This window comes from Myxacorys chilensis (assembly GCF_059505265.1).
This window is the reverse complement of sequence record NZ_JCACKG010000155.1, coordinates 1-20,710: the sequence shown is the minus strand read 5'-3', so window position 1 is coordinate 20,710 and position 20,710 is coordinate 1. Positions and strand designations below refer to the sequence as shown.

General features: G+C 49.0%; 23 protein-coding genes and 1 pseudogene. 16 read left to right on the top strand and 8 right to left on the bottom strand.

The genetic code is table 11. The annotated features are described in order from the left end of the window. Positions 1-53 precede the first annotated feature (53 nt). On the bottom strand, positions 54-1,535 hold the full coding sequence (locus tag AC5JLB_RS11695) for an alpha-amylase (RefSeq protein WP_495874007.1): 1,482 nt from the start codon (positions 1,533-1,535) through the stop codon (positions 54-56). A 301-nt stretch (positions 1,536-1,836) separates the two neighbouring features. On the opposite strand from AC5JLB_RS11695, the gene AC5JLB_RS11690 reads away from it, so the two are divergent. The 4 genes from AC5JLB_RS11690 (at position 1,837) to AC5JLB_RS11675 (ending at position 5,670) form a co-directional block, all read left to right on the top strand. Further along, positions 1,837-3,072, top strand: coding sequence for an MFS transporter (locus AC5JLB_RS11690; protein WP_495874006.1), 1,236 nt, complete (start codon positions 1,837-1,839; stop codon positions 3,070-3,072). 94 nt (positions 3,073-3,166) lie between these two features. Next, positions 3,167-3,913: a DUF3891 family protein gene (locus AC5JLB_RS11685; protein ID WP_495874005.1), complete on the top strand. Its 747-nt coding sequence runs from the start codon at positions 3,167-3,169 to the stop codon at positions 3,911-3,913. Beyond that, on the top strand, positions 3,910-4,473 hold the full coding sequence (locus AC5JLB_RS11680; protein ID WP_495874004.1) for a GAF domain-containing protein: 564 nt from the start codon (positions 3,910-3,912) through the stop codon (positions 4,471-4,473). The genes AC5JLB_RS11685 and AC5JLB_RS11680 overlap by 4 nt, the downstream gene beginning before the upstream one ends. 81 nt (positions 4,474-4,554) lie before the next feature. Then, complete coding sequence (locus tag AC5JLB_RS11675) at positions 4,555-5,670, top strand: hybrid sensor histidine kinase/response regulator (protein ID WP_495874003.1); 1,116 nt, start codon at positions 4,555-4,557, stop codon at positions 5,668-5,670. 78 nt (positions 5,671-5,748) lie between these two features. Here AC5JLB_RS11675 and AC5JLB_RS11670 read toward each other — a convergent pair whose 3' ends face one another. The 3 genes from AC5JLB_RS11670 to AC5JLB_RS11660 all read right to left on the bottom strand — a co-directional run bounded on the left by AC5JLB_RS11670 (position 5,749) and on the right by AC5JLB_RS11660 (position 7,442). Beyond that, on the bottom strand, positions 5,749-6,345 hold the full coding sequence (locus AC5JLB_RS11670) for a sulfite oxidase-like oxidoreductase (protein ID WP_495874002.1): 597 nt from the start codon (positions 6,343-6,345) through the stop codon (positions 5,749-5,751). Between the two features lie 101 nt (positions 6,346-6,446). Continuing rightward, a complete protein-coding gene (rpmF, locus tag AC5JLB_RS11665) occupies positions 6,447-6,620 on the bottom strand; it encodes a 50S ribosomal protein L32 (RefSeq protein WP_495874001.1) in 174 nt (57 codons plus the stop codon). Between the two features lie 72 nt (positions 6,621-6,692). Continuing rightward, the gene (locus AC5JLB_RS11660; RefSeq protein WP_495874000.1) at positions 6,693-7,442 is read right to left on the bottom strand and encodes a phosphoadenylyl-sulfate reductase; all 750 of its coding nucleotides are present in this window, start codon (positions 7,440-7,442) and stop codon (positions 6,693-6,695) included. 250 nt (positions 7,443-7,692) lie between these two features. On the opposite strand from AC5JLB_RS11660, the gene AC5JLB_RS11655 reads away from it, so the two are divergent. The 9 genes from AC5JLB_RS11655 to AC5JLB_RS11615 all read left to right on the top strand — a co-directional run bounded on the left by AC5JLB_RS11655 (position 7,693) and on the right by AC5JLB_RS11615 (position 16,750). After that, on the top strand, positions 7,693-8,172 hold the full coding sequence (locus tag AC5JLB_RS11655; protein WP_495873999.1) for a M67 family metallopeptidase: 480 nt from the start codon (positions 7,693-7,695) through the stop codon (positions 8,170-8,172). Between the two features lie 27 nt (positions 8,173-8,199). Then, entirely contained in the window at positions 8,200-9,378 is a 1,179-nt protein-coding gene (moeB, locus tag AC5JLB_RS11650) for a molybdopterin-synthase adenylyltransferase MoeB (RefSeq protein WP_495873998.1), read from the top strand. A 104-nt stretch (positions 9,379-9,482) separates the two neighbouring features. Continuing rightward, positions 9,483-10,106 carry an urease accessory protein UreG gene (gene ureG / locus AC5JLB_RS11645; RefSeq protein ID WP_495873997.1) on the top strand — a complete coding sequence of 208 codons (624 nt, stop codon included), beginning with the start codon at positions 9,483-9,485 and terminating at the stop codon, positions 10,104-10,106. Between the two features lie 306 nt (positions 10,107-10,412). Next, positions 10,413-11,732 (top strand): urea ABC transporter substrate-binding protein, encoded by a 1,320-nt coding sequence (gene urtA, locus AC5JLB_RS11640; protein WP_495873996.1) that lies wholly within the window; start codon positions 10,413-10,415, stop codon positions 11,730-11,732. 49 nt (positions 11,733-11,781) lie between these two features. Further along, complete coding sequence (gene urtB, locus AC5JLB_RS11635; protein WP_495873995.1) at positions 11,782-12,936, top strand: urea ABC transporter permease subunit UrtB; 1,155 nt, start codon at positions 11,782-11,784, stop codon at positions 12,934-12,936. 122 nt (positions 12,937-13,058) lie between these two features. Then, positions 13,059-14,240, top strand: a complete 1,182-nt coding sequence (urtC, locus tag AC5JLB_RS11630; RefSeq protein ID WP_495873994.1) for an urea ABC transporter permease subunit UrtC — start codon at positions 13,059-13,061, stop codon at positions 14,238-14,240. After that, positions 14,200-14,961, top strand: a complete 762-nt coding sequence (urtD, locus tag AC5JLB_RS11625; RefSeq protein ID WP_495873993.1) for an urea ABC transporter ATP-binding protein UrtD — start codon at positions 14,200-14,202, stop codon at positions 14,959-14,961. The genes urtC and urtD overlap by 41 nt, the downstream gene beginning before the upstream one ends. Positions 14,962-15,009: 48 nt before the next feature. Beyond that, positions 15,010-15,762: an urea ABC transporter ATP-binding subunit UrtE gene (gene urtE, locus AC5JLB_RS11620; protein ID WP_495873992.1), complete on the top strand. Its 753-nt coding sequence runs from the start codon at positions 15,010-15,012 to the stop codon at positions 15,760-15,762. Between the two features lie 40 nt (positions 15,763-15,802). Then, complete coding sequence (locus tag AC5JLB_RS11615) at positions 15,803-16,750, top strand: 50S ribosomal protein L11 methyltransferase (protein ID WP_495873991.1); 948 nt, start codon at positions 15,803-15,805, stop codon at positions 16,748-16,750. On the opposite strand, the gene AC5JLB_RS11610 is transcribed toward AC5JLB_RS11615, so the two are convergent. Further along, positions 16,702-16,905 (bottom strand): hypothetical protein, encoded by a 204-nt coding sequence (locus tag AC5JLB_RS11610; RefSeq protein WP_495873990.1) that lies wholly within the window; start codon positions 16,903-16,905, stop codon positions 16,702-16,704. The two genes, AC5JLB_RS11615 and AC5JLB_RS11610, sit on opposite strands and share 49 nt — an antisense overlap. Then, on the bottom strand, positions 16,886-17,824 hold the full coding sequence (gene lipA / locus AC5JLB_RS11605; protein ID WP_495873989.1) for a lipoyl synthase: 939 nt from the start codon (positions 17,822-17,824) through the stop codon (positions 16,886-16,888). Before lipA ends, AC5JLB_RS11610 begins: the two co-directional genes overlap by 20 nt. Positions 17,825-18,194: 370 nt before the next feature. Between lipA and AC5JLB_RS11600 the strand changes: the two genes are divergently transcribed. Then, positions 18,195-18,731, top strand: coding sequence for a response regulator (locus AC5JLB_RS11600; protein ID WP_495873988.1), 537 nt, complete (start codon positions 18,195-18,197; stop codon positions 18,729-18,731). Between the two features lie 71 nt (positions 18,732-18,802). On the opposite strand, the pseudogene recR reads toward AC5JLB_RS11600, so the two are convergent. Beyond that, positions 18,803-19,384, bottom strand: a pseudogene (recR, locus tag AC5JLB_RS11595) (recombination mediator RecR); the annotation flags it as partial. Between the two features lie 101 nt (positions 19,385-19,485). Further along, complete coding sequence (locus AC5JLB_RS11590) at positions 19,486-19,836, bottom strand: histidine triad nucleotide-binding protein (protein WP_495873987.1); 351 nt, start codon at positions 19,834-19,836, stop codon at positions 19,486-19,488. A gap of 43 nt (positions 19,837-19,879) precedes the next feature. On the opposite strand from AC5JLB_RS11590, the gene AC5JLB_RS11585 reads away from it, so the two are divergent. Together AC5JLB_RS11585 and AC5JLB_RS11580 are read left to right on the top strand one after the other, a co-directional pair. Continuing rightward, positions 19,880-20,149, top strand: a complete 270-nt coding sequence (locus tag AC5JLB_RS11585; RefSeq protein WP_495873986.1) for a hypothetical protein — start codon at positions 19,880-19,882, stop codon at positions 20,147-20,149. A gap of 118 nt (positions 20,150-20,267) precedes the next feature. Next, complete coding sequence (locus AC5JLB_RS11580; RefSeq protein WP_495873985.1) at positions 20,268-20,663, top strand: hypothetical protein; 396 nt, start codon at positions 20,268-20,270, stop codon at positions 20,661-20,663. Positions 20,664-20,710 lie beyond the last annotated feature (47 nt).

Sequence of the window (20,710 nt, the reverse complement as noted above, 5' to 3'; positions counted from 1 at the left end):
TGGAAAACTGTCTCTAAAACGAATGCTATCAAAGATCTAGCAGTACGTGCGGCTTAAGCAGCCTCTACCCACACGGACACAGACCCGCCATCACATCTAAATTCACCCCAACCTTTATCATTGGTTTGCACTGGCTCTGGAACGTGTTCGGTCAGATCAATGAACGTTGTGTTTGGCTTACCTACTTCCATCCATTTTTTACCCTCTGCCCCATTGCTCAAGATCACCGCCATTGCTTGAGGATGCTCTTCATCTCCTAGGCACGTCCACCCAATTGTGTTGGGATGATCAAAGTAATCGTACTGAGCACCGTAGGTATAGCGCTGACGTGCATCCAAGAATTTATCGATCAGCCATTGGTGTGACGGCATGATCACTTTATGTACCTGCCCGTCCTGTCCCTCATCCTCATACTCTGTTCCGTAATAGTCTGGATAAAACACACACGGATAACCATCTTGACGCAGCAAAATAATTGCATATGCCAATGGCTTAAACCAGGGTTCGACCACCGACTCTAACGCTTGCAGCGCTTGAGAATCATGATTAGCAACAAATGTAACCGCAAACGCGGGCTGTTTTTTCACCAATGTGCCGTCTAAAATTTGCCGCATATCATAGCGATCGCCCGCCTGACTCGCACTGTGAAAATTAAAGTGAAGCGGCACATCGAAGAGGGCTACTTTACCTTGGGTGTTGTGAATATAAGCTTCTAGAGCTTCAACGCTAAATTCCCAGTATTCAGCGACTGCAAACAGTGGCTCTTCAACCACCTGATTCATTGCCTCTAGCCAATCTGGGAAAAACCAAGCAGAAATATGTTTCGCCGCATCAATCCGAAACCCATCTACATTCGTTGTTTCAACATACCACCTGCCCCATTCGACTAGCTGATCGCGGACGGACTCTTCTCCAAAATCTAAGTCGCAGCCCATCAAATAGTCAAAATTACCCTTCTCAAGCGCGACATAATCATCAAACGATTTTCCTTCAAACACGAAGATAGTAGAGTCATCGTCTGGGTTGTTCGCGTTGTAATCCACCGCGTCGAAATGCCACCAGTGCCACTCGAAGGAGGAGTACTTGCCTTGGCGAGCCGGAAAGTTGAAGTGCGTGTAGGCTTCGATCTCGTATAGCTCTCCTTTCGGATTAAGCCGATTATCACGGGGGTAAGGAACCGCTTTTACAGCTTCGACCTGATCCCCGCCCATCATATGGTTCAGAACAATATCTGCATAGGCACGAATGCCAGTCGCTTTAAGGGCTTTAAGGGCATCTAAATACTGCTCGCGAGTGCCATATTTAGTCCGAATCGATCCCTTCTGGTCGAATTCGCCCAAGTCATAGAGGTCATAAACACCATAGCCGACTTCATTTTTTCCACCCACACCTTTGTAAGCAGGGGGCAGCCATAGAGACGTAAATCCTTTCTCTGCCAACGTTTGCGCCTCGTCTTTGAGCCTATCCCAATGCTTCCCATCGTTAGGAAGATACCAATGGAAGTACTGCATCATCGCGCCTTTCTGATATGACACGTTATTTTCTCCAGATAGGGTTATTGAAGATTAGAACTCTTTCTGACACGCAAATCAGAATTTACATTACATGCTTGTTCGAGTTGCGGCACAAAGCTAAGGTTGGGCTAATGGTTAGTGTCACATTACTTAACAAAACATTAGTTAATACTCTATCAGCAAAGTATTTGCAGTCGCTATCACTCACGGGATAGATAAAACCTAAACTTTGATGACACACTTTTGATGACACACTGAGGAGTCACAGCCACAGAAATCAGGAGCCACCAATCCTGATTTTGAGCTTTTAAGGCTAAATAACATGGTCAAACAATGGTTGCAGCGATTTACGGCTTGGATCAGTCAATCGCTCATTCCTCATGATGCGCACCGCTCTCAGCATCCAGCTTGGATTGGCATTGCTCTCTCCCTCTATGCGTTCATTGCAATCGGTGTGACAGAAGGAGGATTAGGCGTGTTGCTGCCGTCCATTGTGAAGACCTACAATCTCACTCCGGCAACAGTCACTTTCCTATTCATTAGCCAGATTGGGGGATACGTCACTGCCGCGATCGCGAGTAGTCTGCTTAGTGCTCGTATCGGGCTTGCCCGAATGCTGTTGCTCGCTGGCGTCCTTTTAACCAGCGCGGTGATGATTTACGCCCTGTCTCCGTTTTGGTGGCTGATGATCGTCACAGGAGTAGCGCTAGGATTGGGGATTGGACTCATTGATGCCGGGATTAATACCTATATTGTGAGCGATTCGCAGAATGCTAATCTGATTGGCATTCTACACGGATTTTATGGTGTTGGAGCATTGTTAGGGCCTGCGATCGCAACAACTCTATTAGCATTGGGATTCGATTGGCGATTAGTTTATTTAGTCATTGCCGCTATTGTTGGCATATTTGTGCTGGCTGTATTGTGGATTGTATCATCCAACTACCGCCCTATGAGTGTTCGCAGAGCCACTTCCCATGACAGCACTTCCTCTAATTTACGGTTGGCGTTACAAATTCCAGCCGTACTGCTCACTGGATTGCTTTTACTTGTGTATGTAGGAACAGAAAGCGCAGTTGGCAATTGGGCATATACGGTTGAAGCGGTCAGTCGAGGGACATCTACGCTAATTGCTGGGTACAGTGTCAGTGCTTATTGGTTGGGCTTAACGTTAGGGCGGTTTAGCTTGGGCTACTTTCTAGCAAGGCTAGGGGCGAGCCGCACCATTAATTTCTCACTCTTGGTTCTGACAATTGGGTTACTCCTCTGGTGGTTAGTGCCCGGCCAATGGCTCAGCCTGCCCCTAATTGGGTTTGCTCTAGCACCGATTTTTCCAGCCACCATTTGGCTAATGCCGCAGCGAGTGCCGAGCGCATTAGTTCCGGCAGCGATCGGATTTGTAACGAGTGTGGCGAGCTTGGGCGCGGCGACGATTCCGACAGCATTAGGATGGATTGCGGCCTCAATCGGCTTAGCCAGCATTCCTGTCGTACTGGTTGGACTTGCGATCGCGCTCCTGCTGATTCAACATCAGCTCACGCGATTACATCGCGCTTAACACGGTCTATCGATCGCAGGGTAGATTTAAGTCTTCTGTTAATATCAATACACTTTGAAGAAGTGTTAACTTTTGAGTTTCTAACTTTACTTCTATGATCGTACATCCGACTCAAACGGGGTGGCAGGTGATTTACCATCGTGCCCACGCTCTACTGGCTGCCCAAATTGCAGGTCAATGGCGCAGGAAAGAGGCTCCTCCAAGACTGTATGAGACGCTGGCAGCAATTTCGCACCACGATGATTTAGAAAAAGAGTGGGAAGAAAACAATCTCACAAAAGCGGGTGCGCCGATGGACTTTACGCAAGACCCAGAGACTTCTTTTCCCCGATTGAGAAAGCATTTGCAAGATTCTCTTTATCGCGGTCGATGGGTTGCTCTCTTAACGTCGATGCATATGTCTCGGTTGCTGGAGTCGCAGCGCGGAACGTCTAAAGAAGCCGATGAATTCTTAGATGACCAGATCGAAGATCAGAAGCGGTGGTGTCAAGAGCTAGAGATTTCCAAAGAGGATGCTTCTAGCGCCTATGACTTTTTGCAGTGGTGCGATCGCTGCTCTCTCATTCTTTGTCAAGCTCAGCTTCCAGAGGACGAACGCGCCCTTGAAGTAAGCAAAGCCCACGATGGCAAACGCTACGACATTCGGCAGTTTAGCGATGGAATCGTCACGATCGAACCGTGGTGTTTTGAGGACGATCGCTTCACCGTCAATATCGAGGTTTCTAATCTCAACCAGATCAAGTTTGAGAATAATGCCACTCTCACTGCCGCTCTCAAAGAAGCACCGCGCCAATTAGTAGAGTGGACATTTGTTAAGAGCAAAAACAATAGCAAGAAATGACAGATACTATCCAATTACCGAGCCAAATTGCTGAAGTTTTGGCGAGTGAGCAGTCGTCAGAAGAGCGCTTTTCTGATCTGATGCGCGCGATCGCAGAATTTTTGCAGTGCGATCGCTGCTTTTTGTATCTGCGACAGCCCGAGACACGCATGGGTAAAGTACCCTTTTGTTGGGTTCGCTCGCCTGATGTTCCCACGGTTTATGACGAGGAATGGAAGCCCGAACCAACCTCGTTACCCGATGAAGATCCAATGTTTGCTGCTGCTTTGAGAACCGAACCGTCTCTATTTATTGAAGACGTTAAAACCGCTAGTTCTGCTCAATTAAATCGACAGTTTGAGCAAGAAAATTTTGGTCATCGCGCCCTGATTCATGCTCACCTTTGCCAAGATCAGCACCTTTGGGGAGTACTGCAACCTTGCTTAATGGCGCGATCGCGTCACTGGACAGAAACAGAACGCCAAATCGTAAATCAGGTCGTGCAGGATATTACACCGATTGCTGTGGAGTACGTCAACTCCCACACGAAAGAAAAATCAAAAGATCACTCGCAAGAATGAGGTTAGATCTAGCGAAAGTAGTGTTTATTACATAATGTATGAATTCACATTAGAAAAACCGTGCCCTCTTTGTAGAGTCGCATGAACTACAGATCTCTTACCCAAACTCGTAACGTGGATCGAATTCTCGTTGTAGACGACACACCCGACAATTGTCTGCTGATCCAAGCGATTCTCCAAGATGAAGGCTACGAAGTCGAACTTGCAGAAAGCGGTAGAGAAGCCCTAGACAAGATCGACCAGGCTCCACCTGACTTGGTACTGCTCGATGTCATGATGCCTGGCATGGATGGCTATGAGGTGACTCGTCGAATCCGTGACAATACCAAGCTACCGTTTATGCCGATTCTGCTCACAACAGCTTACGACCAGCCAAGTGTAGCGCAGGGGCTAGATACGGGAGCAGACGATTTCATCCGTAAGCCCGTTCACTTTGATGAGCTTCTGGCGCGAGTCAGAGCCTTGCTACGCCTAAAACACAGCGTGGATGAGCGGGATCAAATTGCCCGTCAGCGAGAAGATTTTGTCTCTCGTCTCACCCACGATTTGCGTACCCCGCTCGTTGCTGCCGATCGCATGTTAGATCTGCTGGCGCAAGGTGTCATGGGAGAGCTACCCGACGATGTGCAAGAAGCGATCTCGATCATGGTTCGCAGCAATCAAAATTTGCTGACGATGGTGAATATGCTGCTTGAGGTCTACCGCTACGAAGCAGGACGTAAGACTCTCACCTTCTCGCCAGTGAACCTGCTAGAGCTAACTCAAGAGGTGATTGAGGAATTATCGTCTCTGGCGATCGACAAGAGCTTAGAACTTAGGTTTGAGCCATCCGCTAAGGCGGGTGAAGACTATTCGATCAAGGGCGATCGCATCGAATTGCGGCGCGTTCTGACCAACCTAATCGGAAACGCGATCAAATTTACAGATCAAGGTTCGGTAACGGTGCGCTTATCTAAAGCCCATATGTCTTCAACGGCAGCCGTTAAGCTTGAAGTGATTGACACGGGTCCCGGCATTCCTTTAGAAGAACAAAGCACGCTGTTTGAGAGCTTTAATTCAGGTAAACACAAGCGATCGGGAAGCGGTCTCGGCCTGCATCTGTCGCGCCGAATTGCTCAAGCTCACAACGGCACGATCAGCGTCCGCTCTGGCGCAGGTGAGGGAAGCACGTTTACAGTTCTCCTACCTATTTACTAACCGTCGTAACTTCTGTTCATAAAAAAGCTATTTACACAAAAAAGGTCGAGGTGATAACACCCCGACCTTTCTGCGTTATTACCGGCCGCTATACCGTTCTTCTTTCCAGGGATCCCCGCGATGGTGATAGCCGTTTCGCTCCCAAAAGCCTAGCTCTTCTTTAGACAGAAACTCTAAGCCGTTAATCCACTTAGCGCTTTTCCAAGCGTAAAGATGAGGAACAACGAGCCGAAGCGGCCCTCCATGATCGGGCGGAAGCGGTTCGCCAAACACTGTGTGAGCAAAGAAATTTTCCTCACGCAAAAAATCGTCCATTGAAATATTGGTGGTGTAGTCCCCGTAGCAGTGCTCCATGATGTGAACAGCAGCGGGGTCAACCTCGACATGCTTCATAAAATCGACGACTTTCACACCTGTCCACTGCACGTCTAGCTTTGACCAAGTGGTAACACAGTGAAAGTCAGCCGTAAAATCAGTCTGAGGCATTGCCATCAACTCTGCCCAGCTAAAGGTAGTTTCCTTTGCCAAGCCCCAGACCCTAAACTGCCAGGTGTCTCGATCAACGTGGGGAGTTCCGCCGTAGGTCAGCACTGGGAAGCCATTGGTCAAATGCTGACCTTTAGGGACACGATCGCCGTACTCTGAGCCTGGCTTTTTGAAAAATTTTCCTGCCATGCGCTTGTCCTACAACAGCACTTAATCATCACAGTAGCAGACTCAATGTAAAACCGAATCTCAACTTTAATAATCCCCACTTTGATAGAGTGTCACTACTCTTACTCTTCTTCCTCTTCCTCATTGGTTGGGTAAACAAAGCCCTGTGCCCGTCCCGTCAGGATGGATTTTCCGAGGGAGAGCGCCCGTTGAGCCTGAAGATCAGCTTTGCGCTTCCAGGTGGCTTTACGCTTATCTCGCTTTGATTTTGATGTTTTCTTCTTAGGAACTGCCATGATTTCGCCTGCGATCGTATGTAGACAACCTTCCTATTCTACGGCATTATTTCCTGCTGAGCGATCTGTGCATCAAGCTTGAGATGGGTTAACCGCGTGCAGACCGCATTCTTTCTTGGTCGCCTCTTCCCACCACCAGCGTCCTTCTCGCTCGTGCTGATTGGGAAGAACAGCGCGAGTACAGGGTTCGCAGCCAATGCTGATGAATCCGCGATCGTGGAGAGAGTTGTAGGGCACGTCATACGAGCGGATATACATCCAGACATCCGCTGATGACCAGCTGGAGAGGGGGTTGAATTTGATTAAGTTGTGATCCTCAGTGGAAAACGCCGTATCGATTTGTACAACTGGAACGCTTGCACGAGTCGATGGGCTCTGATCTTTGCGCTGTCCAGTAATCCAGGCATCTAGGGTTGAGAGCTTGCGCCGCAGAGGAGCGACTTTACGAATGCCGCAGCATTCTTGATGCCCGTCTTCGTAGAAGCTAAAGAGCCCTTTGGCATTAACCATTGCTTCGAGTTGAGCCGAATCGGGAGTCATGATGTCGATCGCAATGCCGTAATGCTTTCTGACGCGATCGATAAACTGATAGGTTTCTGCGTGCAGGCGTCCGGTATCGAGGCTGAAGACTTTAATATCTTTTCTGATTTTGTGCGCCATGTCGATCAAGACAACATCTTCCGCTCCACTAAAAGAGATGGCAATGTTATCGAACTGACTCAAGGCGCGTTCGAGAATTTTTTGCGGACTTTGGCTTTCAAGTTCCGCATCGAGGCTAGGAATATCAAGTCCGCTTGTAGATTGTGCGGTAACTTGTACCATAATGTGTTCTCTCCCAAAGAGGATCGGCAATTGCATTCTCTATTCTATCTGCCTAGGGGAGCGACGCCCACTACAATCCTGTGACGGTAATTCGTGATAGTCAGAAGGATGGGTGACACGTTTCGCGGCAGTTTCATAGCTTGTTTTGACATGCCTGTTTTGAGCTGAGCTAGAAAAGGCGTTCAGAGTCCTTTAGGTTCAGAGTCCTATAGATGGTTGACGCGGACGGTTCGATCCTGTCTTACAATAGGTGTCTGTCTTATCCAAAGATCATCCTGCCGTGGTTCTCAGCCTCGACTCTCAGCATTTGGCCAGCATTCAGGCTCATGCCAACCGCACCTATCCAGAAGAGTGCTGTGGTTTGCTGTTGGGCACGAGTGACCCCACTGGGAAAACCGTCATGGAAGTTCGAGCGACGAAGAACATCTGGAGAGAGGAAGCCCAGTCTGACCTAACGAAGAAGCGCCGTTATTTGATTCCACCCGAAGCAATGCTGGTGGCAATGAAACACGGACGAACTCTTGGTTTAGATATCATCGGTATCTATCACTCTCATCCTGATTGTCCGGCTGAACCCTCGGAGTACGATCGCGCAGCTGCTTGGCAGCAGTATTCATATCTGATCGTCTCTGTACCCCAAGGCAAAGCAGGCGATGTCCGTAGCTGGAGCCTCAAGGATCAACAGGTTTTTCACGAAGAGGACGTGTTGATTCTCCAAGACAGTCCCTAGCACTCTGTTCATCTCAGCAAACGCACCATGCTAAATCCCAATCTGGATGATATCCAGTTAACTCAAGACGATATTGCGCGCTATTCACGCCATTTGATTTTGCCGGAAGTTGGCGTTGAGGGTCAAAAACGGCTCAAAGCTGCCAGTATTTTGTGTGTCGGAACCGGAGGACTCGGTTCTCCACTGTTGGTCTATTTAGCAGCAGCGGGAATCGGGCGACTCGGAATTGTCGATTTTGATATTGTCGATAGCTCTAATCTGCAACGGCAAATCATTCACGGAACGTCTTGGGTGGGTAAACCTAAGATCGAGTCTGCTAAGAATCGAATTCTAGAAATTAATCCTCACTGTCAAGTCGATCTCTACGAAACGAGTTTCAGATCTGACAACGCTTTAGAGATTGCTGAACCCTACGATATTGTGATTGATGGAACGGATAACTTTCCCACTCGATATCTAGTCAACGATGCCTGTGTCATGCTGGGTAAACCCAACGTATACGGTTCTATCTTCCGATTTGAAGGACAGGCAACGGTCTTCAACTACGAGGGTGGACCCAACTATCGCGATTTGTACCCAGAACCCCCGCCACCCGGACTGGTTCCTTCTTGTGCAGAAGGGGGCGTTTTGGGTGTGCTGTGCGGCATTATCGGCACGATTCAAGCGACTGAGGCGATTAAAATTATTTTGGGAGCTGGAAACACTCTCAGCGGAAGACTGTTGCTCTACAATGCGCTGGAGATGAAATTCCGAGAGCTAAAGTTGCGTCCAAATCCAGAGCGTCCGGTCATCGAAAAGTTGATCGATTATGAGGAGTTCTGTGGCATTCCTCAAGCGAAAGCGGCTGAAGAACAGGAGCGTAAAAACGTGCAAGAAATGTCTGCAACTGAGTTGAAACAGCTGATTGATAGTGGCGCGATCGGCAATGAATATGTGCTGCTCGATGTCCGCAATCCGAACGAAGTCGAGATTGCCAAAATTCCAGGTTCTGTCTTGGTTCCACTCCCCGACATTGAGAACGGATCAGGCGTTGAAAAAGTCAAAGAATTGCTCAACGGTCATAAGTTAATTGCTCACTGCAAAATGGGCGGGCGATCGGCGAAAGCGTTGGCAATTCTTAAAGAAGCCGGAATTGAAGGCACGAATGTAACGGGCGGCATTACGGCTTGGAGTCGCGATGTTGATCCTTCTGTGCCCGAATACTAAACTTAGCCCGAATCCTCAAACTAGTTTGTGATTCACGATTCGTAATTCAGAATTGAGGTAAGGTCTCAATGGTGAATTACGAATTTTTTTAGTTGGGGCAGGGTATGAATGCGTTTCGAGTCGGAGTCGCAGGCCCGGTTGGGTCGGGAAAAACAGCTTTAGTGGATGCGTTGTGCAAAGCGATGCGATCGCGCTACAGCATTGCGGTCGTCACAAACGATATTTACACCCAAGAAGACGCACAGTATCTCGTGCGATCGCAGGCATTAGAGCGCGATCGCATCATTGGTGTTGAGACGGGCGGCTGTCCGCACACGGCGATCCGAGAAGACGCTTCGATGAATTTAGCGGCGATCGATGACCTCGAAGGGCGATTTCGAACTCTCAACTTAATCCTGGTTGAAAGCGGAGGGGATAACTTAGCTGCAACCTTTAGCCCAGAACTTGTCGATCTCAATATTTATGTGATCGATGTCGCGGGAGGCGACAAGATTCCTCGCAAAGGTGGACCGGGGATCACAAAATCAGATTTGCTCGTGATTAATAAGATCGATCTTGCACCTTATGTTGGAGCAGATCTAGCCGTGATGGATCGCGATGCTCGAAAAATGCGAGGCAGTAAACCGTTTGTCTTTACAAACCTCAAAACTGGGGACGGGCTTAATACAATAATTCGTTTCTTAGAAACCCACTCAGGACTGATTTTAGAACCACGGAGCAGTGGCTAAACAGCGGTTTGTAGTTTTCAATACATTTTCGCGGCGAAGCGAAGCCCTAATATCTCAGAGTTATCACTGAGTCTACTTTTAGCTATTGATTAAAACACGTCTGAAGAGGACTAGAACGCGAGTCTGATTTGCCAAGCTGAAGCGAAATTCGCCTGCAAAGCAAATGTTCTCTGTCTCAGATTGCTTTATTTGCGATCGAGCACGGCGCACCCTCCCGAAAGAACCGCTCAGCCTTAATGACGAACAGATAGCTTGAAGAGCCAGATTGAGTTAAACGCACTATTCCCGTGGAGAGCAACACTAGATATGGCAAAATCGTTCGGTCGGCGTGAATTTATGATTCTAGGCTCCACTGCCGCTGGGAGCATTCTTCTTAAAGCCTGCGGGAGCAATCCTTCCACAACGGCTAGTCCTGGAGCGTCGCCTGCTGCTTCGACTGCTGCCTCCACATCAGCGGCGGGCAATACCGTTAAGGTGGGAATTTTACACTCGCTGAGCGGCACGATGGCGATTAGCGAAAAGAGCGTCGTGGATGCCGAGAACCTAGCGATCGAAGAAATCAACAAAGCGGGTGGCGTCCTCGGTAAGCAAATCGAAGCGATTATCGAAGACGGCAACTCCGATTGGCCTACCTTCGCAGAGAAGGCGAAGAAACTGATCGATCAAGACAAAGTGGCAACGGTGTTTGGCTGCTGGACATCGGCAAGCCGCAAAGCCGTCTTGCCTGTGTTTGAGTCAAAAAACAGCCTGCTGTGGTATCCGGTGCAGTATGAAGGGCAAGAATGCTCGAAAAATGTCTTCTACACGGGTGCAGCGCCAAACCAACAGATCGAGCCTTCAGTCGATTGGCTGCTAGAGAACAAAGGCAAAGAATTCTTCCTAGTCGGCTCAGATTATGTCTTCCCTCGCACCGCCAACACCATTATCAAAGCGCAGTTAGCGGCAAAAGGCGGCAATACGGTTGGCGAAGACTACATTCCGCTCGGCAGCACAGAAGTCAAATCGGTAATTCAAAAGATCAAGCAGGCGTTGCCGAATGGCGGCGTGATCTACAACAGCTTGAACGGCGATAGCAACGTTGCGTTCTTTAAAGAACTGCAAGCGTCTGGTTTGAACCCTGATAAATATCCGTCGATGTCGGTCAGTATTGCCGAAGAAGAAGTCAAAGCGATCGGGGTGGATTATCTCCAAGGGCACTACGCCGCATGGAACTATTTTCAAACTGTCAATTCGCCTGCTAGTACCAAGTTTGTAGATGCATTCAAGGCGAAGTATGGCAGCGATCGCGTGGTTAACGATCCAATGGAAGCTGCTTACATCATGGTGTATCTGTGGAAGCAATCGGTTGAGAAGGCGGGAACGTATGAGGATTTAGAAAAGGTGAAAACCGCCGCCTACGGTCAGACCTTTGATGCGCCAGAAGGCAGGATCACGATGAATCCAAACCATCACTTGTCTAAGTTCGTTCGCATTGGCGAAGTAGGTGAGGACTCGCTGTTTAAGATTGTCTACGAGACCAAGGAAGCAGTGAAGCCCGTGCCGTGGAATCAGTTTGTAGCCGATACGAAAGGATTTGCGTGCGACTGGTCTGATCCAGCCAAAGGCGGCAAGTACAAGACGACGTAAGAAGAAGGGACGCCTTTCAGCGTCCCTTACCCATCTTTAGGAAAGCCTCATGCTATCAGGACTACTAGACGGAATTTTTAGCGGCATCAGCCTCGGATCAGTGCTGTTACTTGCCGCGTTGGGTCTTGCGATCGTATTCGGACTCATGGGTGTGATCAATATGGCACACGGTGAGTTGATGATGTTGGGTGCATATACCACTTACATGGTGCAGAATGCACTGAAAGGAACACCTCTGTTTGGGATCTACATTTTTATTGCGCTGATCGCCGCGTTCATCGTAACGGCGATCTTTGGGTTGGTTTTAGAGCGAGGCGTCATTCGCTATCTCTATGGGCGACCGCTCGAAACCTTGCTGGCAACTTGGGGCGTCAGCTTGATTTTGCAGCAGCTTGTCCGCAGCGTCAGTTGGCAACTCGTGACAATCGTGGCTCTATTTTGCCTGCTGTTCTTTGGAGCGATGTGGATCGTCGCCCGTCGTACTGATTTTGAACGGGCACGCGGTTGGTTTCTAACGATCATGATTCCATTATCGGCGGCTGCCGCGATCGCGACGGGCAATGTTCTCGGCACACTCTACAAACCTGCTTTTACAAAACTGTGGTTTGACGCTCGCAATGTGGACGTAACTGCGCCGAAATGGTTAAGAGGGGGATTTCCCATCGCCGGAACGCAGTTCTCCTATGCCCGAATTTTTATTATTGTGCTGACGATCGCTTGTGTCGTCGGAGTGTATTGGTTTTTGAATAACACGTCGTGGGGTTTACGAATTCGCTCTGTGACGCAGAATCGAACCATGAGTGCATGTCTTGGCATTCCCACTAAGAAAGTCGATGCGCTAACGTTTGCCTTGGGTTCAGGATTAGCAGGGCTGGCAGGCTGTGCGGTGAGTTTGCTCGGATCAGTTGGACCGAATACAGGACAAAACTACATCGTCGATACCTTCATGGTGGTGGTGGTTGGGGGTGTCGGTAAGCTGGCGGGTAGCATTATTGCTGCCCTTGCGATCGGCACCGCTAACTATCTGATCGGCTCGAATACGCTGGTTGATCTGACTGCCCCGATTAAACCGTTATCAGATACGTTTGCCTTCTTTTCAACCATTAGCATGGCGAAGGTATTGGTGTTCGCGTTGATTATTGCGTTTCTACAGTTTCGTCCTGGTGGGCTGTTCCCGCAGAAAGGACGAACAGTGGATGCTTAAACTGACGGTAATTCTTTAGAACGGCACTAAGGTGACTAACGGTTTGCGTCACTCGCTACAGTTTGATGATCCTAGCTCATAGAAGCTTAGAGGCAGGCTCCCTTCAGTTGGAAATAAAGCTAGTGGATGCACTAATACAATCTAAACCCAAAGCTCGACAGAGGCTTTTGCTCGAAGCAGGCATCGTCGCCGCGATCGCGCTGCTGCTGCTGTTCGTGATTCCACCGATTTTAGTCGGTTCGGGTCAAGGATTTCGCGTGAATCTGCTGGGGAGATATTTAGCCCTGGCGATCGCAGCACTGGGCATTGACCTGATTTGGGGATTCACCGGAATTCTGAGTTTAGGTCACGGCGTTTTCTTTGCCCTCGGCGGCTACAGCTTGGCGATGTTTCTGCTGTTGCAGCTTCCCGATGGTCAATTACCCGATTTCTTCTCGCCCTACGGCGTGACGGAGCTTCCGTGGTTGTGGCAACCATTCTATTCGTTGCCATTTACCCTATTTGCGATCGTCTTCATTCCGACGATCGTGGCCGCGATTCTCGGCTATCTCGTGTTCCGAAACCGAATCCGGGGCGTTTATTTCTCGATTCTGACTCAGGCAGCGCTGATCGTATTCTTCAACTTCTTTAATGGTCAACAAAAATTGATCAACGGAACCAACGGTCTGAAAACGGATACCGCTACCATTTTTGGGCAGACCGTCAGTTCGCCCCCCATTCAAGCATTTCTCTATACACTGACCATTTTGCTGCTTGTGGGCGGCTATGCGCTCAGCCGCTGGCTCACAAGTGGACGCTCCGGACGGCTACTTGTGGCTGTGCGAGACGATGAAGCCCGAATGCGGTTTTCAGGCTACGATCCCACGATGTTTAAGGTGTTGGTGTTTGCCATTTCTGCGGGACTTGCCGGAATTGCGGGCGCACTCTACACGGTGCAGTCGGGCATTATTACACCGCAAGCGATGAATATTGCCTTCTCGATCGAGATGGTAATTTGGGTGGCAGTCGGCGGACGCGCCACGATCGTGGGTGCCATTCTTGGCACACTGATTGTGAATTTCGCCAAAAGTATTTTGAGCGAGCAGTATGCGCAAATTTGGTACTTTTTCCAAGGCGGACTGTTTCTGATCGTTGTGACGGTGTTACCCGGCGGCATCCTTGGCTGGCTGCGAGAGGATGGCGTCCGGCTCGTGCGATCGCAGATCAACAAGCGGCGTCCGCTCCAAACCTATCCCAGTTTAGAAGAAGACCCAGACGTGCAGTATGAGCGAAAAAATCTTACAAATCGAGAATCTGACCGTTAATTTTGATGGCTTTCGGGCACTCAATAACCTTAACTTCAGTTTAGACACAGGCGAGCTACGGGTGATTATTGGACCCAACGGCGCAGGCAAAACAACGTTCCTAGATGTGATTACAGGAAAAACAAAGCCCACAACCGGACAGGTGACGTTTAAGGGAAAATCAATCAAGGGCAACGTCGAGTATCAAATCGCTCGGTTAGGCGTGGGACGAAAGTTCCAAACGCCACGGATCTATCTGAATCTGACACCGCGAGAAAATTTAGAACTGTCTTGCAACCGTTATAAGAACGTCTGGAATGCTTTGTTTGGTAAGCCGTCTAGCGCAGAACGGCGGACGGTAGCAGGCTTGATTGAGACAATCGGCTTAGAGACAAAAGCCGACCTTAAAGCGGCATTGCTCTCTCATGGGGAAAAGCAGCGCTTAGAAATCGGCATGTTGGTCGCACAGTCACCGGATCTTTTATTGGTCGATGAACCCGTTGCCGGACTAACCGATGAGGAAACCGAGAACGTCGGTAATCTACTGCTTGCCTTAGCCGAGAGCCATTCCATTATTGTGATTGAACACGATATGGAATTTGTGCGCCAGATTGCTCGGAAAGTTACGGTTCTACATCAAGGAACAGTTCTGTGCGAAGGCTCAATGGATGAAGTCCAGAACGATCCGCGAGTCATTGAAGTGTATCTCGGTAAGCAAGAGGACGATCACGCTGCGGCTTGATTATCTAACTTCATAATTCTCTCTATTACAACGCTCTACTACAACACCATGAGTTACGCTAATGCAACGCTAGAGCCAACGAAACCAGATACAGACTTACCAATGCTGGAAGTCAACGATCTCAACGTGTATTACGGAGAAAGCCACATTCTCCGTGATGTGAATATGACCGTTTTTCCGGGCAAAATGGTCTGTCTAATTGGTCGCAATGGAGTTGGCAAAACCACAATGTTAAAGACGCTCATGGGCATCCTCAAACCCCGGAGCGGCAACCTGAAGCTAGACGGACACTCGATTATTGCCAGAACAACCGACCAACGGGCAAGATTAGGCATTGGCTATGTCCCTCAAGGCCGGGAAGTGATTCCTCGGCTCACCATTAAAGAGAATTTGATTTTAGGCCTAGAAGCGTTGCTAGAGCGCCCGAAAAAGCAGGAGATTCCAGAAGAAATATTCGAGCTTTTTCCGGTGCTGAAAACGATGCTGTCTCGTATGGGTGGTGATTTGAGTGGTGGACAGCAGCAGCAGCTTGCGATCGCCCGTGCCCTGATGGGTCGTCCTCGCTTACTGGTTCTTGACGAACCAACTGAAGGCATTCAACCCTCAATCATTCTGGAAATTGAAGCTGCCGTCCGACGGATTATTGAAACGACAGGTATTTCCGTGCTGCTGGTAGAGCAACATTTGCATTTTGTGCGGCAGGCAGACTGGTACTACGCCATGCAGAAAGGCAGCATGGTTGCATCGGGTCCAACGAGTCAATTGAGCAATGATGTCATTCAACAATTCCTAGCAGTGTAGAAAAAAGGGTAGGATCGCAAAGAACCCCAAAAGAAATGCTATGTCATGGATTGAGTTGAGCCTGGATGCAACGGCTGAGGCGGTTGACTGGGTTCGGACGCTGCTGGCTGAACATCATTACACGAATGATCTTCGCATTGTAAATTACAACAGAGCAGGTCAGGCCCCAAGCGAGGCGAACAAACCTTGGGCATTCACGATTCGTTTTTATCTACCTGACCGAATGCAGGCGAAAGCACAGGTGGCAAAAATTAGTCAGTTGCTCTCTCCACTGCATCGAACCGGACAAACCACTGCTTTGGAAGTCGCGATCGTAGACGAAATAGCGCCTGACGCCGAAGCTGCTTTAATTCATCGAGTCGGACGATTTGTAATCCTTAGCCCCAATGCGCCGTTTACAGCAACGGCAAAGGATGTTCCACTCCGGCTGAAAACAAGTTTGAGCTTTGGCAGTGGGCTGCATCCAGCGACGGTGCTGAGTTTGCACTTGATTGAGCGACACGTTACTCCTTCAATGCAGGTGTTAGATCTAGGCTGCGGCTCTGGCATCTTGAGTGTCGCGATCGCAGGCCTAAACGCTCAGGTTCTTGCCCTCGATAACGATCCAACCGCTGTGGAAGCGACGCAAGATGCTGTCGATCGCAATGGCGTTCAAGACCGCGTTACTGTAATGAAAGGTAGTTTGGGTCGAGGCAGCCAGTTGGGTCACTGGATGGGCGGAACCCTTGATACAGTCACCACCCTTGAACCGACTGCCCGCTTTGATCTGATCGTTGCCAATATCTTTGCGCGGGTACACATTGATTTGGCAGAAGATTACGGGCGATCGCTACGTCAAACCGAGGCTCACTCCGGGCTTCTGATTACCTCTGGGTTCACTGCTGACTACGAAACTGAAGTGACTACAGCATTAGATAAAGCCGGATTTGAAGCAATTGATCACGAGCGATCTGGTGAATGGGTCGCAATTAGCTTCGCTAAGCTGTGAAGATCGCATCCCGCTTGAGCCGCGATTAGCGCAAAGCGCAACTCCGAAGGAACCGTTCGGAGCTTGACAACGCCAATCGCAAGCTGTTTCCCGTCAGCAATAGGCGCATCAGCGATGTTGGGCAACGTCGCTCTGCTACCCTTCTTCCCCTGCATGGTAAGAACTTCTGACTAACGGGCCTGATCGCACGTGAGAAAATCCCATTTTGCGGGCGATCGCGCCTAGGTTCTCAAACTCATCAGGATGCCAGTATTTCTGAACGGGAAGATGTGCCAATGAGGGACGCATATATTGACCGAGGGTGACGCGATCGCACGCCACTCCCCGCAGATCGCTTAGCGTTTCGATCACTTCTGCTTCGGTTTCCCCGTGTCCCAACATCACGCCTGACTTAGTAGGAATGGTCGGATCAAGTTCTTTTACCAATTGCAGAACTCGGAGCGTGCGATCGTACTTCGCTCCCCGTCGCACCGGAGCCTGCAATCGCTTCACCGTTTCAATATTATGGTTATAGCAAGCAGGTTTCGCCGCTACAACTCTCGCAATTCGCTGCTGCTGCAAGTCTTCCGGTGGTATTCCATCGTCTCGCCCACCCCAAAAATCTGGCGTCAACACCTCAATTTGCGTCTCTGGATTCACCTGACGGATCTGCGTCATGGTTTGAGCAAACCAACCTGCTCCTTGATCGGGCAAGTCATCTCGCGCCACAGAGGTTAGCACAACGTAGCGTAATCCCAGCGATCGCACTGACTCAGCAACCTTACGAGGTTCATCGGGATCAAGCGGCATCGGAGCGTGGCCCTTATCAACCTGACAAAACCCACACGACCGAGTACAGGTCGGCCCCATGAGTAAGAAACTAGCCGTTCCTTGGGCGTAACATTCGCCTCGATTCGGGCAACGTCCTTCTTCACAGATCGTATGAATGTTGCGCTGTTTGATAATTCTCTGAACGGTTGAAATCTCACTTGCTCTGCCAATGGGACGCCTTAACCAATCGGGCATCGCAACAATTTCAGGCGGGCGGCGTGAAAAAGATTCCGAAGAAAGGTTGGAATTCGTTTCAGGTGACATAGAGGTGGGAATACTAGGACTCAGTTCAGTAAATTTGCTGGCAAGTGCGGTATTTAGGCTTGGGGGCTAAACCAGAGCTAGATCGGGGATTCATCACTCTAAGAGTAATGCAGAACCTTTCGTTCAATTCCAAAGTTAGGAGCTACACTAAGTCGTGTTTGGCACATCTTAATACCGAATTTACCATTGCCGAGTGAATAAGAAGGGCATCTGCCAAGCTCCTTCTGAACATCTTATTTCTACTTATAAGAGTTCTAGGCTCAGGATGTCCGTTTCTCTTTGGCCCACCAAATTCCCGCATCAGATCCCGACACTATTCCCTGACGATATTAAAGTTGTTCTCTCAGTACCGTTAAACAGGAGTCCAGTTGTGGCAGGTCACAAGATTTTAGTTATCGACGATAGCGCCGTGATTCGCACGATGGTGCGAGACATGCTGCCAAAAGGAAATTTTGAAGTCCTAGAAGCCAAAGATGGCGTTGAGGGCATTAACAAAATTCGGCAGGAGCGCCCGACTATTATTATGTTAGATTTCTTGCTGCCTCGCATGAGCGGTTGGGAAGTTTTTCAGCAAATTCAGGGTCAAGCCGATTTGCAGACCATTCCTCTCGTGCTGATGTCCGGTCGAAAGGAAGAAGTGGCTGAAAAATTCCGAGAACCGTTCGACTATTTTGAGTTTGTCCAAAAGCCGTTTGACCAAAAAGGGCTAATTGAAGCCATCAAAGCGGCGATGACGAAAGCAAAACGTCGCCCTGCTGCCGCTCCAACCGTTCCGCCAACAGAAGGTGCAGGAGCCGCAGAAATTCAGGCGCTCAACATCAAGATCGCCAAGATGCAGGCGGAAATGGATGCAATGAAGAAACAAATGGCTCAAATCTTGACGTTTATCAAGCAAAAGATGAAGTAGCCCAACGATCGCTATTGGTCATACAACCTCTTCTAGAGATAGGAAGGACGTTCTGAAGAGCGTCCTTTTTTTTACTCCAATTCGCGCCGACCTTCTAACGCACGTGCCAATGTCACTTCGTCTGCATATTCTAAATCACCTCCCATCGGCAACCCAAAGGCAATCTGAGTCACGCGAGTGAAGGGTTTTAGAAGCCCACCAACGTACATGGATGTCGTATCACCTTCTGTGGTAGGGCTAATGGCTAAGATGACCTCTTCCACCTTTTGCTGGCTGACTCGACGAACCAGAGCTTTGATATTGAGCTGGTCAGGACCAATGCCATTGATCGGAGAAAGGACGCCGCCCAAAACATGGTATTTGCCGCGATATTCCCGTGTTTTCTCTAATGCAATCAGATCTCTCGAATCCGCCACAACGCAGATCGTTTTGCTCTCCCGATTAGGGGCACGACAAATTTCGCAAACAGGCTCTGCGGAGAGATGACCGCAGACCGAGCAGTAACCCACTTGCAGTTTGGCTTCGACCAAAGCCATTGCCAGAGCTTTGACTTCTTCTTCGGGACGCTTCAAAATGTGCAGAGCTAAGCGCTGAGCCGATTTTGGGCCAATGCCAGGTAAATGTTGAAGATGCTCAATTAATCGAGCGAGGGGGCGTGTGTAAACCGTTGTCGTTCCTCCAAATCTCTATACTCGATCGTAGCGTAGCCGTTAGCACTTGGCAGAGTTTAGTCGATGTTCAGTCGAGTGATTCGTTAACCTGGAGGCCACGCCATTGGACGTCCTCCCAGTATATGTAAATGCAGGTGATCAACGGTCTGTCCGCCGTCATTTCCGGTGTTGATGACGAGGCGATACCCGTTCGTGAGTCCAGCTTGCTCGGCAACCCGTTTTGCGGTCAGTAACAAATGCCCCATCAACGCATGATCCTGGGACTCTGCATCAGAAAGTTTCGCGATCGCTTGCTTGGGAATCACCAAAATATGTACAGGGGCCTGCGGATTTACATCCCGAAAGGCAAGCGCCAAATTATCTTCATAAACAATATCGGCAGGAATTTCTTTGCGAATAATTTTGCCAAAAATGGTGTCGTTGGGGTCGCTCATAACACGTTGGGGCAGGCAGAGAATTTGGTAAGGAGAGATTTGGATGACGCGGTTTATTTGTGAATCGCTGTTCATTGTACCAGCATCACCTTTGCTTAAACTTGCGGTCGATACTCTAGGTGGAGAGATTGCGTCGAAAATTGTGTGCCTCAATCAAAGCACGAGCAATGCCGGGGCGAACACCTCCGGTGCAGAGAACCTGTGCGCCGACAAACGGATTCAATCTGAAAAGATGCGAAAAGTTTCTGCCGATCCACCTGATTTAAGGTCATATACGGAAACTTCCTCTCCAAAAATAATTTATGCGGCTTAAGTTGTTGGTGAGAGCTTACGCTCATTTTTTTGTGTAGTGTTAGCATTAGCTTTCTTCAATTGTTCAGTTGGTACTTTGAAGTTCACTGTGAAGGCAATACATCGGGATCATCAATGAGATGTCTGAATATAGACTCGCTCAAGGAATCATTGCTTTAAGTACTGCTAAAACCTGGGAAGAGGCAAAACTTGAGTGGAGATTGAATGATGTTTACTACGAGGAAGAGCCTGAAACTTGTCTTTGTGGACATTTTCCTATCATTGAGATTTGCGTTCTCCTTAATGGACAGAATGGAAGTACAGTCATAGTCGGAAACTGTTGCGTCAAAAAATTTATTGGGCTTCCATCTGACAAAATATTTCAGGCAATTAGAAGAGTTCGCCAAGACTACAAAAAAGCGCTAAACGGAGAAACCATAAATCATGCACACGAGCACGGTTGGATAAGTGACTGGGAACGTGACTTTTATTTCGATATCATGAGAAAGCGTAATCTGTCTCAGAGGTTGTTTTAAAAGTCCGATAGTCAGTAAAAAAGCTCTCCCGGTATACGCTGTGAATA